The sequence below is a fragment of the Bifidobacterium sp. UTCIF-38 genome, assembly GCF_006454495.1.
In the GTDB taxonomy this organism is placed as follows: Bacteria; Actinomycetota; Actinomycetes; order Actinomycetales; family Bifidobacteriaceae; genus Bifidobacterium; species Bifidobacterium callitrichos.
The window spans coordinates 1-12,818 of sequence record NZ_JFAL01000006.1; the positions used below are offsets into that span (position 1 = coordinate 1).

Below are 12,818 nucleotides of genomic sequence, written 5' to 3' on the forward strand. Positions count from 1 at the left end.
CCTACGGGATCGGACGCAAGTTGTGGAGTCGGGCGGTGAAGAGGCCGGATGCGGCCAGGCCGAGGGCACTCAGGAGGATGGTGGAGGTGAGGATCGTGAAGTGCATGAGTCCGGTCGTGGCCCAGAAGATGACGAACGCGACCAGCATGTAGGCGGTCAGGGCGAGCAGGGTGGCTCGGGTGATGCGCAGGCGCGTTGCCAGAGCCTTATCGCTCATGCGGGTGACGGATGCGCAGCAGATGGCGACGGTCTCGACCTCGACGACGAGGAGCAGGACAGTTCCGATGATGATCGAGGCGGTGATGAACGGCTGGATGAACGCGATCTCCGGCCAGTTGCGGAATCCTTCGACGACCATCTCATGGATCACGGCGACGGCGAGCAGCGTGATGAGAGCGGCGGAGGACTGCAGGATGGCGACGAGAATCTTGCGGACAGTTACGGATTCCATGGCGGTTCCTCCTAGGGAAGAATATCGTAACTTGATACTAAGTGTATCGTATTTCGATATGTTGCGGCAGTGAAAAATGCCGGGATGATGTCCCGGCATTGCATGTGGATTCTGGATTCAGCGCACGTATTACTCGGAGATGCCGCCGTCGGTGACGAGGTAGTCGGCGGAGGCGAGGGCGCGTGCGGCACGGTCCTTGACGGTCGAGAGGAACACGCCTTCTCGAGCGAACAGGAGGATCTGGCCTTCGGTGCCGTAGGGGGAGAACCCGGTGAACTTGACCAGCGGGGGATTGTCCGGCTGGGTCATGTCCGCGGTGGCCTCGGTCACGCGCTTGAGCATGTCGCGGCTCACGGCCTCCGGATCGCTGCCGCCCTTGACTGTGAACGGCACGGAGACGGATCCTTCGGACGCGGCCGTGAGCTTGGTCAGCGACGCCGTGTTGAGCACCGAGTTGGGGATCACCATGCGATCACCCGAACGGGTCTCGATCACCGTGTGGCGCCATGTGATGTCCACGACCGTGCCGGTCACGCTTTGAATGGTGACCGGATCGCCCGGCTGGATCACGCGTCCGACCATCAGACCGAATCCGCCGATCACGTTCGCGATCGTGTCCTTCAAACCGAAGGAGATCGCGACGCCGCCGACGCCGAGTGCGGTGACCAGTGTCGTCGGGTCGATGCCGAACACCGGCTTGAGCACCATACCCGCCGCGAGGCACCACAGCACCACGCGCATCAGGTTGATGAAGATCGACGCGCTCGGGATCGGTACCTGCGAATTATCGAGCACCTTGCGCACCAGTCGACGCAGCACGCGATCCGCGATCGCGGCGACGATCAACACGATCAGCAGCCAGATCAGCTTGCTCGCGTTCGCGTGGAACCAGGCCACCACCATCTCATTGAAATCAGTCATACGCCCACCATAACGGATCCGTGAAACGTCACTTCTGATGCTCGCGGCAGGTCTGGCCGAGGCCGCGGGCGAGGCGGATCGGATCGAGGATCTCGTCGAGCTGATCCGCGGGCAGATCGGTCTGCTCGCCGACGATCTCGCGCACCGTGCGGCCGGTGCGCACCGCTTCGGCCGCGATCGCCGAACCCTTCTCGTAGCCGATGTAGTGGTTGAGCGCGGCCGCGATCGACGGTGACGTCTCCGCGTGCGCGCGTCCGATCTCGGTGTGCACGACGATGCCCTCGACGCAGTTGACGCGGAACGTGTCCATCGCGTTGGTGAGCAATGCCATGCCGGAGAGGATCTCATGCACCATCACCGGGTCGAAGGCGTTCAACTGCAGCTGGCCTTCGGCGACGGCCCAGTTGACGGTCACGTCCATGCCGAACACCATGAAGCAGCACTGGTTGACGCACTCCGGAATCACCGGGTTGACCTTCGCCGGCATGATGCTGGAGCCCGCCTGACGGGCCGGCACGTCGAGGTCATTGAAACCGGCGCGCGGACCGGAGTTGAGCAGTCGCAGATCGTCGGCCGCCTTCTTCAAGTGCACGGCGAGGTTCTTCAATGCGGCGGAGGTGGCCACGTACGCGCCCATGTCGGTCATCGCGGCCACCGGATCGGGGGCAGCCGTGATCGGCAGGCCGGTGATGCGCGCCAGATGCTCGGTGGCGGACTTGCGGAATCGCAGATCCGCGCAGATGCCGGTGCCGATGGCGGTGGCGCCGAGGTTCAGCTGCGCGAGCTGCGGCACGAGTCGTTCGAAGCCGGCCAGATCGGACTTGAGGAGCGTGGCGAACGCGTGGAACTCCTGACCGAAGGTCATCGGCACGGCGTCCTGCAGCTGCGTGCGCCCGATCGTCACGTCGTTGATGTGCTTGTCGGCGAGGTCGTGGAACGCCTGCGCGAGACGTTTCGTTGACTCGGCGAGCGGGTGGATCGCGTCGATCAGGGCGAGCTTGCAGGCTGCCGGGTACGTGTCGTTGGTCGACTGCGACTCGTTGACGTCGTCGTTCGGGTGGATGTACGCGTAGTCGCCGCGCCTGTGACCGGCGAGTTCGAGCGCGCGGTTGGCGATCACCTCGTTCATGTTCATGTTCGACGAGGTGCCGGCGCCGCCCTGCATGACGTCCACCGGGAACTGGTCGGCGAGTTTGCCGGATTCGATCTCGAGGCACGCCTCGCGGATGAATCGCGCCTTGTCCTTGTCGAGGATGCCCAGCTCCTCGTTGGCGCTCGCGCAGGCGCGCTTGACCGTCGCGAACGCGCGGATCAGCTCCGGGTGCGACGAGTCGGCGATGCCGGAGACGGGGAAGTTGCTGATCGCGCGCTGCGTGTGGATGCCCCAGTACACGTCGTCCGGCACCGGCAGCTCGCCGATGCAGTCGTGTTCGATGCGCGTGCGATGTTCGTTGCCGCGAACGATGCCGGCCGCCTTGTCGACCAGCTGCGCGGTGTAGGGCACGGAAGTCGCAGATACCGCGGGTGCCTTGGCCTTGGGATCGATGTTCGAATCGTTGTTCGTCATACTTCCCATCATCCCGTGCGGCCGCGCGAAACGCCATGATGATCGTGTGATTCGGCTCTGTGAGAAAGCTTACTGCTGCTTGTTGAAGATGCGATTCCAGTAGTCGAGCATGTTCTCCTTGGACATCGACAGGTAGATGCCAAGGGCAAGCACGGCGACGTCCTCGTTGAGCAGGTCCTTGATCGAGGCCGACTGTCGCAGTTCGGGCCAGCGGCGAAGCACCGTGAGCAGGCCACCGACGGTGAAGTCGAGCATCAGATCGGTTTTGAGATCGATGCGCTCCGGGTCGAGCTCGAGCATCTCCATCAGTGACAGACGTTCGAAGTCGCGCAGTGATTCGACCAGTTCGGGGGAGCTGTGGGGGCCGGCGAGCATGGCGAGGCGATTGAGGCGTTCGCGCTCGCGCGGCGTGCTGATGAGCTGGGTGACGTGCTTGCGCCACTGCTCCTTGAGGTGCTCCTGCTCCTCCGGGCTGGGCGGCACCTCCTGCATCAGCGGGGAGGTCTTGATCTCCGAGAGGATCGCCGCGTCGGCCAGTTCGGGCAGTCCGGAGAAGTGGTAGTAGAACGAGTTGCGGTTCACCTGTGCCTTGCGCACGACGTCGGTGACGGTGATGCGCCGGTACTCGCGATCCGCGAGCAGCTCCCAGAAGGCGTCCTCCATGCGCTGCTTGGCGGGTGGAACGTTCGAATCCCTGCGTGGACGTGGCATGATGACGACCCCTTCTACTTCATTATTGGGCGACCTGTTGAGACGATTTGTCTAGACAGTATAACCAATAATGCGACATGGCGGAAGAGATGGGACTACCGCTTGCTGTTGCGGGCGATCGTGGCCTTGACCAGAATCGCCACCGCCTCCAGAAGGTGCTTGCGATCCTGCGCGGACAGGCCCAGCATCGACCCGATCATCGCCGGAATCGAACCGGGGAATCCGGCGATCACCTCGGAGAACGTCGTCGCGCCGTTCGCGTGCAGCACCGCGAACAGGGCGTCCACCGCCCGCTCGCGCTGCTCGACCGTCAGCCCCTGCATCCAGTTGTTCAGCGACTCGTTGAACAACTGCGAACTCGGTGCCAGATCGGGCTCGGAGACGAAATGATCGCCCTCCACCTGCCAGGAGAACGTGAAATGCTGCATGATGCCGTCCGAATCGGACGTCACCACGCGGCACGGCTCCGGCGTCTCGAAGATCTGTCCGACGATCGACGAACTCGGCACGATCTTCGTCACCTTCGGCTGGATGTCGATGTACTGACGGGACGTGACCACGTTCGGCGGGAATCCCGGGCCGTCAAGCGAATAGACGTGGCGTATGCGCTTCTGCACGGCCTTGGTCGCGTTCATCGCCGCATACACGGCCAGATTGCCGCCCTTCGAATGGCCGGTCAACACGATCGGGCCGCGCCACAGACGGGCCACCATGTCGAGGTACGCGCTCGCCGCCCGCTGCGCCGGCACCGGGTACTGGAAGGCCATGTTGAAGTCCTCCTTCCAGCCGATGAGCGAATCATCGGTGCCTCGGAAGGCGAGGACCAGCGTGCCGCCGCGCGTCGGGTCCTTGACGCGCGGCTTGCCGTTCCAGCCTCGGCCGTCGGGGAGCATGAACGTCATCGCGGCGAACTGCGTCTGCTCGCCGGGGTTCACATGCTCGACCACCGCGCCGAGACGGGCCTCGGCGAATCGCGGGGAATCGGCCACGGCGTCGAAGAAGTCGTGCGTCTTGTTCGGATCGACCAGTCCGACCGTCTGCGTGTCGAGATCCCCGGCCTCCGTGCCTTCGCCGTCATGCAGCGACGCCTTCGCCTCGGCGAGCGTCACCGAATCGAACGGCTCGCGCACGAGGCCCTTGAGCCACGCCCACGGGTGATCCGGCTCGAAGGCGCGCAGTCGGGCCGGGAAGGAGACCTCGCGATCCTCGTCGAGTGAAATCGTGGGGGAGAAGGCGGTCACGTCCTCGTAGGAGAGCGAGGAGAAGACGAGGGCGTCGATCTCGTTGAACGGCGCGTCAGGGTCGGTGAGAGGCCGCCGTTCCGTCATGACGTAATCGAACACGTTGGTCATGGACGCGCCTCCTTTCGGGCTTCGCCTCAATAGTAGTCGGGGAGGGGTGGTGTATCCGCTGGATAAACCTGAGGATTTCGTGTGATATTCGGCGGATATCGGGGAATCGTGTGGTTGGGGAATGGGTTGCGAATCGGCGCGACACGCCGAGGATGCGCGACGGCGGAATGTCGTGTATATTATCCCCCTGTTGCTTCGCTTCGAGCGTTGCACTGCGGACATAGCTTAGTTGGTAAAGCGCAACCTTGCCAAGGTTGAGACCGCGGGTTCGAGTCCCGTTGTCCGCTCTCGGAAAGCCGGTTTCGGCTGGATGAATGACCCGGGCGGTTGGCGCAGTGGTAGCGCACTTCCCTGACACGGAAGGGGTCACAAGTTCGAATCTTGTATCGCCCACTCGAAAACGGCCGGCAGGTGACTGCCGGTTTTGTTTTTCGTAAGCCAATAATCGAAGATTCGGGCGATTGGCGCAGCGGCTAGCGCACTTCGTTCACACCGAAGGGGTCGTAGGTTCGATTCCTACATCGCCCACCTGAACATGAAGAGCCTCCACCGGAATCCGGCAGAGGCTCTTCGCATATCAGTGCGTGTCAGTGCAGGTCGAGCTCGGGGGTCGGATGACGCTTGCGCCACCACTGCTGGACGAAGTAGGCGGCGTAGCACACGATGATGAAGACGATCTCGGCGCCGAGAGCGAACCGCTGTTCCTTGTCGAAGAAGACCAGGAGGAACGAGGCGGTGCACAGGATGAACGCGCCCCACGAGGTGTACGGGTAGCCCGGCGTCGCGTACTTGAGCTCCTTGACCGTGTGTCCCGAGGCGATCCATCGCTTGCGGAACACGATCTGGCAGTAGGCGATCGCGATCCACACCACCACCGCGGACAGGCCGGAGAGAGCCACCAATACCAAGTACACGGTCGAGGCGGCGATCACCGAACTCAGCAGGGCAAGGAGTCCGCCGGCCATCGCCGCGCACAGGGCCAGCATCGGCACACCGTGGCGGTTCGTCTTGGCGAACCAGCGGGGGATCATGCCCTCGTTGCCCATCGACCACACCATGCGCGTGGAGGCGTACAGGCCCGAGTTCGATGCGGACAGCACGGCCGTCAGCACCACGAAGTTCATGATGTCGGCCGCGTACGGGATGCCGATCGAATTGAACACGAGCACGAACGGGCTTTCGCCCACGCCGGCCTCGCGCCATGGGATCAGCGCGCACATCACGGTGATCGATCCGATGAAGAACAGAACGAGGCGCCACAATGTCGTGTGGATCGCCTTCGGCACGGCGGTCTCCGGATCGCGCGTCTCGCCGGCGGTCACGCCGATCAGCTCGGTGCCGGAGAACGCGAAGTTGACGGTGAGGATCGTTGCGAACACCGGCATGAAGCCGTTGGGGAAGATGCCGTCCTTGACGAGGTTGCCGAACAGAGGAGCGTGATCGTAGCCGGAGATCGGCACCGCGCCGAAGATCGCCAATAGGCCGATGAGGATGAACGCGCAGATCGCGAACACCTTGATCGAGGCGAACAGGAACTCCGCCTCGGCGAAGAATCGCACCGACAGGGCGTTGGCGACGAAGATCAATACGATGCACGCCGCCGACCATATCCATGTGGGCGTGTGCGGGAACCATCGCTGCATGAGCAGACCCGCGGCCGTGAACTCCGATCCCAAGGCCACCGTCCAGGTGAGCCAGTACTGGATCGCGATGACGAAGCCGGTGCCCGGTCCGATGAACTTCTCGGCGTAGACGTGGAACGAGCCGGTCACCGGCATCGCCACGGACAGCTCGCCGAGCGTGAGCATCACCAGGTACACGATGACGGCTCCGATGCCGTACGCGAGGATCGTGCCGATCGGGCCCGCCTGCTGGATCGTGTAGCCGGAGCTCAGGAACAGGCCGGTGCCGATCACGCCGCCGAGCGAGATCATCTGCAGGTGTCGCGATTCCATGCCGCGCCTGAGGTTGGTGTGCAGCGCGTGCTTGCTATTGCTGTTGCGGTCGGTGGCCTCGCTGCCGCCGGCCATGGTATGTGCGGTCGTCGCGTCGTCGTTGGACGGGGGTGCGGGTTCGGGTCGTTTCCTCATGTCGGTGTCGGTCTTGATCATGCTCTCTCTCGATCGATGATGGTCGTTGTCGTGTGCTGCTTCCTCATATGCGGTCGCCGTCCGGGGTTGCCCGGAGCTGTCCGGAACGGAAACGGCGGGTGTCCGCGAAAAGGCCGCGAACAGTATACGCGCGGGGTCCGCATTTCGGCGGGCGCGCGTTGGGACGATCCGGCCAGTGGTGGTTACGATGGAGAGTGAGGAGGCATATATGCAGTACATCGAGCGGACGATCGAGGGCATCGACGGCAGTGAGGCACGGTTCGTCGGATACGTGGCGGACAACAGTCGGGAGATGGACCCGGTGCGGCGCCGCACGTCCATCCTGATCCTGCCCGGCGGCGGGTACGCAATGACCTCGGACCGTGAGGCCGAGCCGGTGGCGCTCAGGTTCCTCGGCCGCGGATTCAATGTGTTCATCCTGCGGTATTCGGTCCGTCCGAGCCGGTATCCGGTGGCGTTGGTCGAGGCGGGTGAGGCGATGCGCCTCATTCGCGATCATGCCGACGACTGGCATGTGGACCCACGGCGCGTGGCGGTGCTGGGCTTCTCGGCCGGCGGCCATCTGGCGGCGAACCTCGCCACCGCGGCCGGCGACGACGACCTTCGCGCGCACGGTCTGGACCCGGACGAGGTCCGTCCGGACGTGCTGATGCTGGCCTATCCGGTCATCACCTCCGGGCCGCTGGCCCATCACGGCAGTTTCCGCTGCCTATTGGACGACGCGGCGGATGATGCGGCGATGCTGGAGCGCCTGTCGATCGAACGGCACATCGACGCGAAGACCCCACCGGTGTTCGTCTGGCATACGATGACCGATGCCACCGTGCCGGTGGAGAACACGCTCATGCTCGTCCAAGCCTGTCATGCCGCCGGCGTGAGCGTCGAGGCGCACCTCTTCCCCGAGGGCAGCCACGGGTTGTCATTGGGCGACGAGGAGACCGCGGGCGACGGCAAATTCGCCAACGTCGTCCCGTGCGTGCAATGTTGGCCGCGCCTGGCGGAGGACTGGCTGCGCCGCACCTTCGCGGACGCGTCCGGTCATAGGCCGGCTCGGGTGCCGGCGGATCGGTGAGGGATCGATGAATCAGAACATCGGATCCCGCGGGCGTCCTTCCGCGTCGTTGAATTGGTCCGACATCCCCGTCCACATCTCGTAGATGTACTGGGGGAACGGGTAGCCGCCGTTCTCCGGCGAGAAATGGAAGTTCCGTCCGGGGTCGGTGGCGTCGGCGTAGTCGGTGACCACATATCCGTCATCCTGCGGTGACAGGGTGACACATTCGGCGCTGACGGTGTCCGGGGACAATCCGTATTCATTGCGTTCGGCCGCTATGGCGTAGACGACCACCGTGCCGTCCTCCTGCGGCATGCAGTTGGCTACCCAGACGCCTTCGATGCCGTCGTCGTAACCCGTCACCTCGGCGCTGTGGCGGTGGAATACGGCCTTCCTCGTCGCCCGGAGAATGGGCTCCGGGCGCTTGGTGCAGTCCGTATCGGTCCGCCATATCGGCGAGATGTCCATGTATCGGTCGTGCTCGGTGCGCAGTCCGGTGACCTCGTACCCCGGTCCGATCGCCCGCTCTACAGTCGTTCCCGCTTCGGAGCGGCTGCTGTGCGCGGCGAAGACGGGCATCTCCCAATGCAGGTACTGGATTCCGTCGAGCATCGGCATGGCGGCGAGACCGCCGATGAGCAGGACGATGAATCCCGCGATCTTGGCCATGTGTCGTGCGTTCATGATGCCGTCTCCCGTCTCGTTCGCGAGTGGCCGCGATTCCGTGCTGTCACCACCATTGTGAACCGGCCGATCCCGCCCGCCAAGACGCGGTAAAGGGATCGTTTACTTCGATTAGGGGATCATCGGCCGGCTCCCTAGCATGGGCCTCATGAACAACAACAGCCGTGCATCGGAATCATCGGGATCTCCCCGCGACGGGTCCTCGGGACCCGTGAGGTCCGCGCATGCCGTCGCCATCGGGCTGGTGGATAACGATCCGTACGCCCTGGCGTACCTTCGCGTGGCCATCGAACGACTCGACCCGAGATTCCATATGATCTGGGCGGTCTCCACCGGGGCCGCGGCGATCCACCGGTGTCTGCACACGCCGAAGCCGCCGGACGTGCTGGTGAGCGACATGTCGCTCACCGACATGACCGGGCCGGAGGTGTGCGCCGCCCTGCGCCGGGGCGGATCGACGATCGGTGTCGTCGGCATCACAGCCCTCGACCCGGAGTCGTTCGCCGACAGTCTGGCTCGGGCCGGCGGGCAGGCGCTCGTCGCTAAAGAGGATATTCCGCGCGTACTCGGTTCCGCGATAGTCAAGGCGGCACAGGGCTGGAGTCGACCGGAGTCGTCCGACGGCCACAGTCAACCGGCCGCGGGTCCTGATCGTCTCGGCCGTCTCAGCGAACGCGAGCTGGCGGTCGCGAGACTGTACGGCAGGCATCTGACGACCGGGGAGATCGCGCGGGCACTCGGCATCAGCGAATCCACCGTCCACGTGCACATGCACCACGCCATGAGGAAACTGGGAGTCGCCACGCGACAGGAGGTAATACGGATATGTCAGGTACAGCATCGCATATGACGTTCATGACATCGTTGACGGGGCTAATGAGGCTGTTCCGGCCGAGAACCGCGGCGGAGGGTGGGCTGGCCGATGGCCGTCCGCATCCGTTGCTGACGGTGGTGGCCGTGCTGATCGCGGTCGCCAATCTGGTCGATACGGGCAACCTCCTCATGAACGGGTGGTTTTCGCTCGACGATCCCCGATACGCGCTCATGGGTGTCTGTTCCCTCGCGGGCACGGCGTGCCTTGTGGTCGCGACGCCGTTCATCGGCCGCACGCCATACCGTGCGGCGCATGTCGTGTGCGGGATATGGCTCGTCATGTGCTGCGTTCCCGCGTCGCTGTTCACGTCGTCGTGGACGCTGATGCTCAACGTGCTGCTCGCCATCGCCGTGACCGCGCACGGGAACGTGCTGGCGGGACAGATCGCGTTTGATCTGTGCGTGCTGACGCCGCTGGTCACTGGGTCAATCGCGGACGTGGTGCATCCCGACTACCTGATGGTGGTGTTGTGTGCCTTCATCATGGTGTGCCTCAACGCCGTGATGGCGGTGATCGTGGCGGCGTCCGCGCTCCGTCGCCGTGAGCGTGACCAGTGGGAGCGCGATCAGCGGTTGCGCCGCGACCAGGTCGTTCATCAGCTGCACGACGACGTGGCGAACCGGTTGAGCTACGTGCTGCTCCGGTTTCAGCGCGACGAACGCGATGATCGGGACGGTCGTGATGGCGGTCGGCCTGATCGCGATCAGGAGATGGTTCAGGACGTGCGTGACGCACTGGACAGTACGCGGCGGGCGGTGCATGTGCTCTCGGGAAATGAGGGCGCGGATGCGGCGGGCCCCGGCGTCGGTGATCCGGCCGATCCGTCTGGCGCGTCCGGCGGGTCCGTCTGTGACGAAACGTCGTGGGGTGCGTTGCGCGCCTTGGTGACGGCCGAATCCGCGCGGCTCGAGCGGATCGGATGCAATGGCACCGTGGTGATGCCGCAGAGTGTGCCGACCGGTCTGGGGCGCGCGGATCTGACGATGGCGGCGTCCTTCCTCAAGGAGTGTTTCGCGAACATCGCCAAGCACGCCGATCCCGAACGGGGCTATGCATTGGGCGTTTCGGGGCGCGCGGAAGGCATCGTCGTGTCACTGGCGGATACGCCGAAGCGGGCTGGCGCGCACGGCGCCGACCGTGATCGTCCGGCCGAGGGGGCTTCCACCGGCCGAGGGCTCGCCTACTACCGGGACTTCGCGGAGCGGCGCGGCGGCTCGCTCACCATTGAGGAGGACGCTGGTAACTGGTCCATGACCGCGCTCTTCCCCTGCTGACGGGTTGTTTTCTGGCCGATTACGTCCAGTGGTTTTGACTCGTCGGACATGTGGGCGTATGGTGAAGACCATGATGTCATTGCTGAAGGTCGCAGCGCCGCGACTGGAAAGAACGAGATCGGTCGCGGACATGGTTGTCTCGGTGGCCGACATGGATTCGACTCATGCGGAGGCGCGACGCATGGTCGAGCGTGGCGAGATCGTCGTGAACGTGGGCGAGTCCGGGGAACTGGCCTCGGGCCACCTGCCGATCACAGTGATCGCCGCCGACTACCTGAGCAACGCGCTGGTGCGGTTCGGCCGGCCGTGGATCACGGTGCCGGGCAAATCGCTCACTGCGACGGCGGTCGTGCCGGTGCCGACACGGGTCGCCGACGACGAGCTGTTCAACGGCTGGCTGGCGATGATCGGCGAGCTCGCCGCGCTGGACGCGCTCGAAGGCGAGATCGACGCGTGCGGCGCCCGCCCGTACGACGAGGACTGCGGGTTCAAACTGAAATGGCCGAACGACATCTACTGCCACGGGCTCAAGATCGGCGGCACCGTCACCGAGGTGATGCCGTCGCCGTCCGGTGGCCCCGCGTCCGGAGCGTGGCGCGTGGTGGCGTTCAGCTTCGGCGCGAATCTGCTGGTGCCCGCCGACCACCTGCCCACGCCGCAGGCCACGTCGCTGCAGATGAACGTGGGGCCCCTGCCCGGCATCGAGGAGCTGCGCGACGGCGTGCTCTCCCGGTTCGTCGAGTCGCTGCGCAGGCGGCTGGAGACGTTCGCGGACTCGCCGATGGTCGAGGCCGGGCGGCTGCGTTCGGAGATGCGTCACGTCTGCTGGATGATGGGACGCGAGATCGAAGCGCAGCTGATCGACGGGTCGGCCGTGCGCGGCGTGGTCGTCGCGTTGAACGACGACGCGTCGATCAACGTCGAGACGCCCGATGGCGTGACGCGAGCGCTGTTGACGAGCGAGGTGGGGTTGCTGCAGTAGCCATCCCGCGGTCTGGACTACCCCTCAGTCCCGCTTTGCGGGCCGGCTCCCCTGACAAGGGGAGCCGGAAGGACAGGGGCCTGCCGGCCGATTCAGCGCAGGCGCGCGAGGCCGGCGGCGGCGAGGGAGGCGACGAACGCCTTGACGATGTCGCCGATGATGAAGGCCATCGAGGCGGCGGTCACGGCGGCGACCGGCAGACCGGTCAGCGTCGACTGGATGAGGATGCCGAACGTGTAGACGACCACGACGCCGCCGACGAACGCCGCGGCGAAGTAGCGCAGTGCGGTCAGGATCGTGGCGGGCTTGCCCTTGGAGTCCTTGGAGTCCTTGGAGCCCTTGAGCAGCGCAATCACGACGACGCCCGGCAGGAAGCCGAGCAGGAAGCCGGCGCTCGGGCCGACCAGCGCCATCGTCGAGGCGCCGCCGGCGAACACCGGCAGGCCCGCCGCGCCCGCGGCGAGGTAGGCGGCGACGGCCGCGCCGGCCTGGCGCCACGTGAGCATGAGACCCGCGAGCATGACGACGAAGGTCTGCAGCGTGATCGGCACCGGGGTCCCCGGAACCGGGATCTGGCCGGCCGCGGCGGAGACCCACATGAGCACGGCGAACAGCACCGGCTTCCACGAAACGGCGGCCACACGGCGCGCGGTGGAGACGGTCTTGGATTCGGTCGCCTCGGCGGTCCGGGCGGTGGTTTCAGGCGTATTGGACATGATGTTCCCCTTCTTTTGAGTGATTGACCCCGACGATAATCCCGTTAAGCTACGGTGACGTTTGTGGAACGTGACAAAAGTTCCACGGTCGTTTTGTAGACATTTCGATTGAAAGCGTCAG

Annotated in this window: 12 protein-coding genes and 3 tRNA genes; 7 read left to right on the top strand and 8 right to left on the bottom strand. The window is 64.8% G+C overall.

The genetic code is table 11. The features are described from left to right. Nucleotide 1: 1 nt before the first annotated feature. The 5 genes from BW11_RS02345 to BW11_RS02365 form a co-directional block, all read right to left on the bottom strand. Nucleotides 2-451: a hypothetical protein gene (locus BW11_RS02345; protein ID WP_140444579.1), complete on the bottom strand. Its 450-nt coding sequence runs from the start codon at nt 449-451 to the stop codon at nt 2-4. 129 nt (nt 452-580) lie between these two features. After that, nucleotides 581-1,372: a mechanosensitive ion channel family protein gene (locus tag BW11_RS02350; protein WP_043164682.1), complete on the bottom strand. Its 792-nt coding sequence runs from the start codon at nt 1,370-1,372 to the stop codon at nt 581-583. A 28-nt stretch (nt 1,373-1,400) separates the two neighbouring features. Further along, nucleotides 1,401-2,939 carry an aspartate ammonia-lyase gene (locus BW11_RS02355; protein ID WP_140444578.1) on the bottom strand — a complete coding sequence of 513 codons (1,539 nt, stop codon included), beginning with the start codon at nt 2,937-2,939 and terminating at the stop codon, nt 1,401-1,403. A gap of 69 nt (nt 2,940-3,008) precedes the next feature. Continuing rightward, the gene (locus BW11_RS02360; protein WP_140444577.1) at nt 3,009-3,650 is read right to left on the bottom strand and encodes a TetR/AcrR family transcriptional regulator; all 642 of its coding nucleotides are present in this window, start codon (nt 3,648-3,650) and stop codon (nt 3,009-3,011) included. 95 nt (nt 3,651-3,745) lie between these two features. After that, nucleotides 3,746-5,002 (bottom strand): DUF2974 domain-containing protein, encoded by a 1,257-nt coding sequence (locus tag BW11_RS02365; RefSeq protein ID WP_140444576.1) that lies wholly within the window; start codon nt 5,000-5,002, stop codon nt 3,746-3,748. A 214-nt stretch (nt 5,003-5,216) separates the two neighbouring features. Between BW11_RS02365 and BW11_RS02370 the strand changes: the two genes are divergently transcribed. From BW11_RS02370 to BW11_RS02380, 3 genes are all read left to right on the top strand, one after another. Then, a tRNA-Gly gene (locus tag BW11_RS02370) sits at nt 5,217-5,289 on the top strand. A 34-nt stretch (nt 5,290-5,323) separates the two neighbouring features. Then, nucleotides 5,324-5,395 (top strand) — tRNA-Val (locus BW11_RS02375). Between the two features lie 62 nt (nt 5,396-5,457). Next, a tRNA-Val gene (locus BW11_RS02380) sits at nt 5,458-5,530 on the top strand. 59 nt (nt 5,531-5,589) lie between these two features. Here the strand turns inward: BW11_RS02380 and BW11_RS02385 are convergent. Then, nucleotides 5,590-7,113, bottom strand: a complete 1,524-nt coding sequence (locus BW11_RS02385) for an amino acid permease (RefSeq protein WP_140444575.1) — start codon at nt 7,111-7,113, stop codon at nt 5,590-5,592. 208 nt (nt 7,114-7,321) lie between these two features. On the opposite strand from BW11_RS02385, the gene BW11_RS02390 reads away from it, so the two are divergent. Then, complete coding sequence (locus BW11_RS02390; protein ID WP_140444574.1) at nt 7,322-8,185, top strand: alpha/beta hydrolase; 864 nt, start codon at nt 7,322-7,324, stop codon at nt 8,183-8,185. A gap of 12 nt (nt 8,186-8,197) precedes the next feature. Here the strand turns inward: BW11_RS02390 and BW11_RS02395 are convergent, their stop codons facing one another. Further along, entirely contained in the window at nt 8,198-8,851 is a 654-nt protein-coding gene (locus BW11_RS02395) for a hypothetical protein (protein ID WP_140444573.1), read from the bottom strand. 244 nt (nt 8,852-9,095) lie between these two features. Between BW11_RS02395 and BW11_RS02400 the strand changes: the two genes are divergently transcribed. The 3 genes from BW11_RS02400 to BW11_RS02410 all read left to right on the top strand — a co-directional run bounded on the left by BW11_RS02400 (nt 9,096) and on the right by BW11_RS02410 (nt 11,981). Continuing rightward, nucleotides 9,096-9,701, top strand: coding sequence for a response regulator transcription factor (locus tag BW11_RS02400; protein ID WP_160268281.1), 606 nt, complete (start codon nt 9,096-9,098; stop codon nt 9,699-9,701). Further along, nucleotides 9,698-10,999, top strand: a complete 1,302-nt coding sequence (locus BW11_RS02405) for a hypothetical protein (RefSeq protein ID WP_140444572.1) — start codon at nt 9,698-9,700, stop codon at nt 10,997-10,999. Before BW11_RS02400 ends, BW11_RS02405 begins: the two co-directional genes overlap by 4 nt. Before the next feature lie 70 nt (nt 11,000-11,069). After that, nucleotides 11,070-11,981, top strand: coding sequence for a biotin--[acetyl-CoA-carboxylase] ligase (locus BW11_RS02410; RefSeq protein WP_140444571.1), 912 nt, complete (start codon nt 11,070-11,072; stop codon nt 11,979-11,981). A gap of 92 nt (nt 11,982-12,073) precedes the next feature. Here BW11_RS02410 and BW11_RS02415 read toward each other — a convergent pair whose 3' ends face one another. Then, on the bottom strand, nt 12,074-12,697 hold the full coding sequence (locus BW11_RS02415; RefSeq protein WP_043164671.1) for a biotin transporter BioY: 624 nt from the start codon (nt 12,695-12,697) through the stop codon (nt 12,074-12,076). Nucleotides 12,698-12,818: the final 121 nt, after the last annotated feature.

Excerpts from the sequence above, each read along its gene's own strand:
- BW11_RS02385 (WP_140444575.1), bottom strand. The coding sequence starts at position 7,113 with ATGATCAAGACCGACACCGACATGAGGAAACGACCCGAACCCGCACCC.
- BW11_RS02350 (WP_043164682.1), bottom strand. The coding sequence starts at position 1,372 with ATGACTGATTTCAATGAGATGGTGGTGGCCTGGTTCCACGCGAACGCG.
- BW11_RS02345 (WP_140444579.1), bottom strand. The coding sequence starts at position 451 with ATGGAATCCGTAACTGTCCGCAAGATTCTCGTCGCCATCCTGCAGTCC.
- BW11_RS02405 (WP_140444572.1), top strand. The coding sequence starts at position 9,698 with ATGACGTTCATGACATCGTTGACGGGGCTAATGAGGCTGTTCCGGCCG.
- BW11_RS02390 (WP_140444574.1), top strand. The coding sequence starts at position 7,322 with ATGCAGTACATCGAGCGGACGATCGAGGGCATCGACGGCAGTGAGGCA.
- BW11_RS02415 (WP_043164671.1), bottom strand. The coding sequence starts at position 12,697 with ATGTCCAATACGCCTGAAACCACCGCCCGGACCGCCGAGGCGACCGAA.
- BW11_RS02395 (WP_140444573.1), bottom strand. The coding sequence starts at position 8,851 with ATGAACGCACGACACATGGCCAAGATCGCGGGATTCATCGTCCTGCTC.
- BW11_RS02360 (WP_140444577.1), bottom strand. The coding sequence starts at position 3,650 with ATGCCACGTCCACGCAGGGATTCGAACGTTCCACCCGCCAAGCAGCGC.
- BW11_RS02410 (WP_140444571.1), top strand. The coding sequence starts at position 11,070 with ATGATGTCATTGCTGAAGGTCGCAGCGCCGCGACTGGAAAGAACGAGA.
- BW11_RS02365 (WP_140444576.1), bottom strand. The coding sequence starts at position 5,002 with ATGACCAACGTGTTCGATTACGTCATGACGGAACGGCGGCCTCTCACC.
- BW11_RS02355 (WP_140444578.1), bottom strand. The coding sequence starts at position 2,939 with ATGACGAACAACGATTCGAACATCGATCCCAAGGCCAAGGCACCCGCG.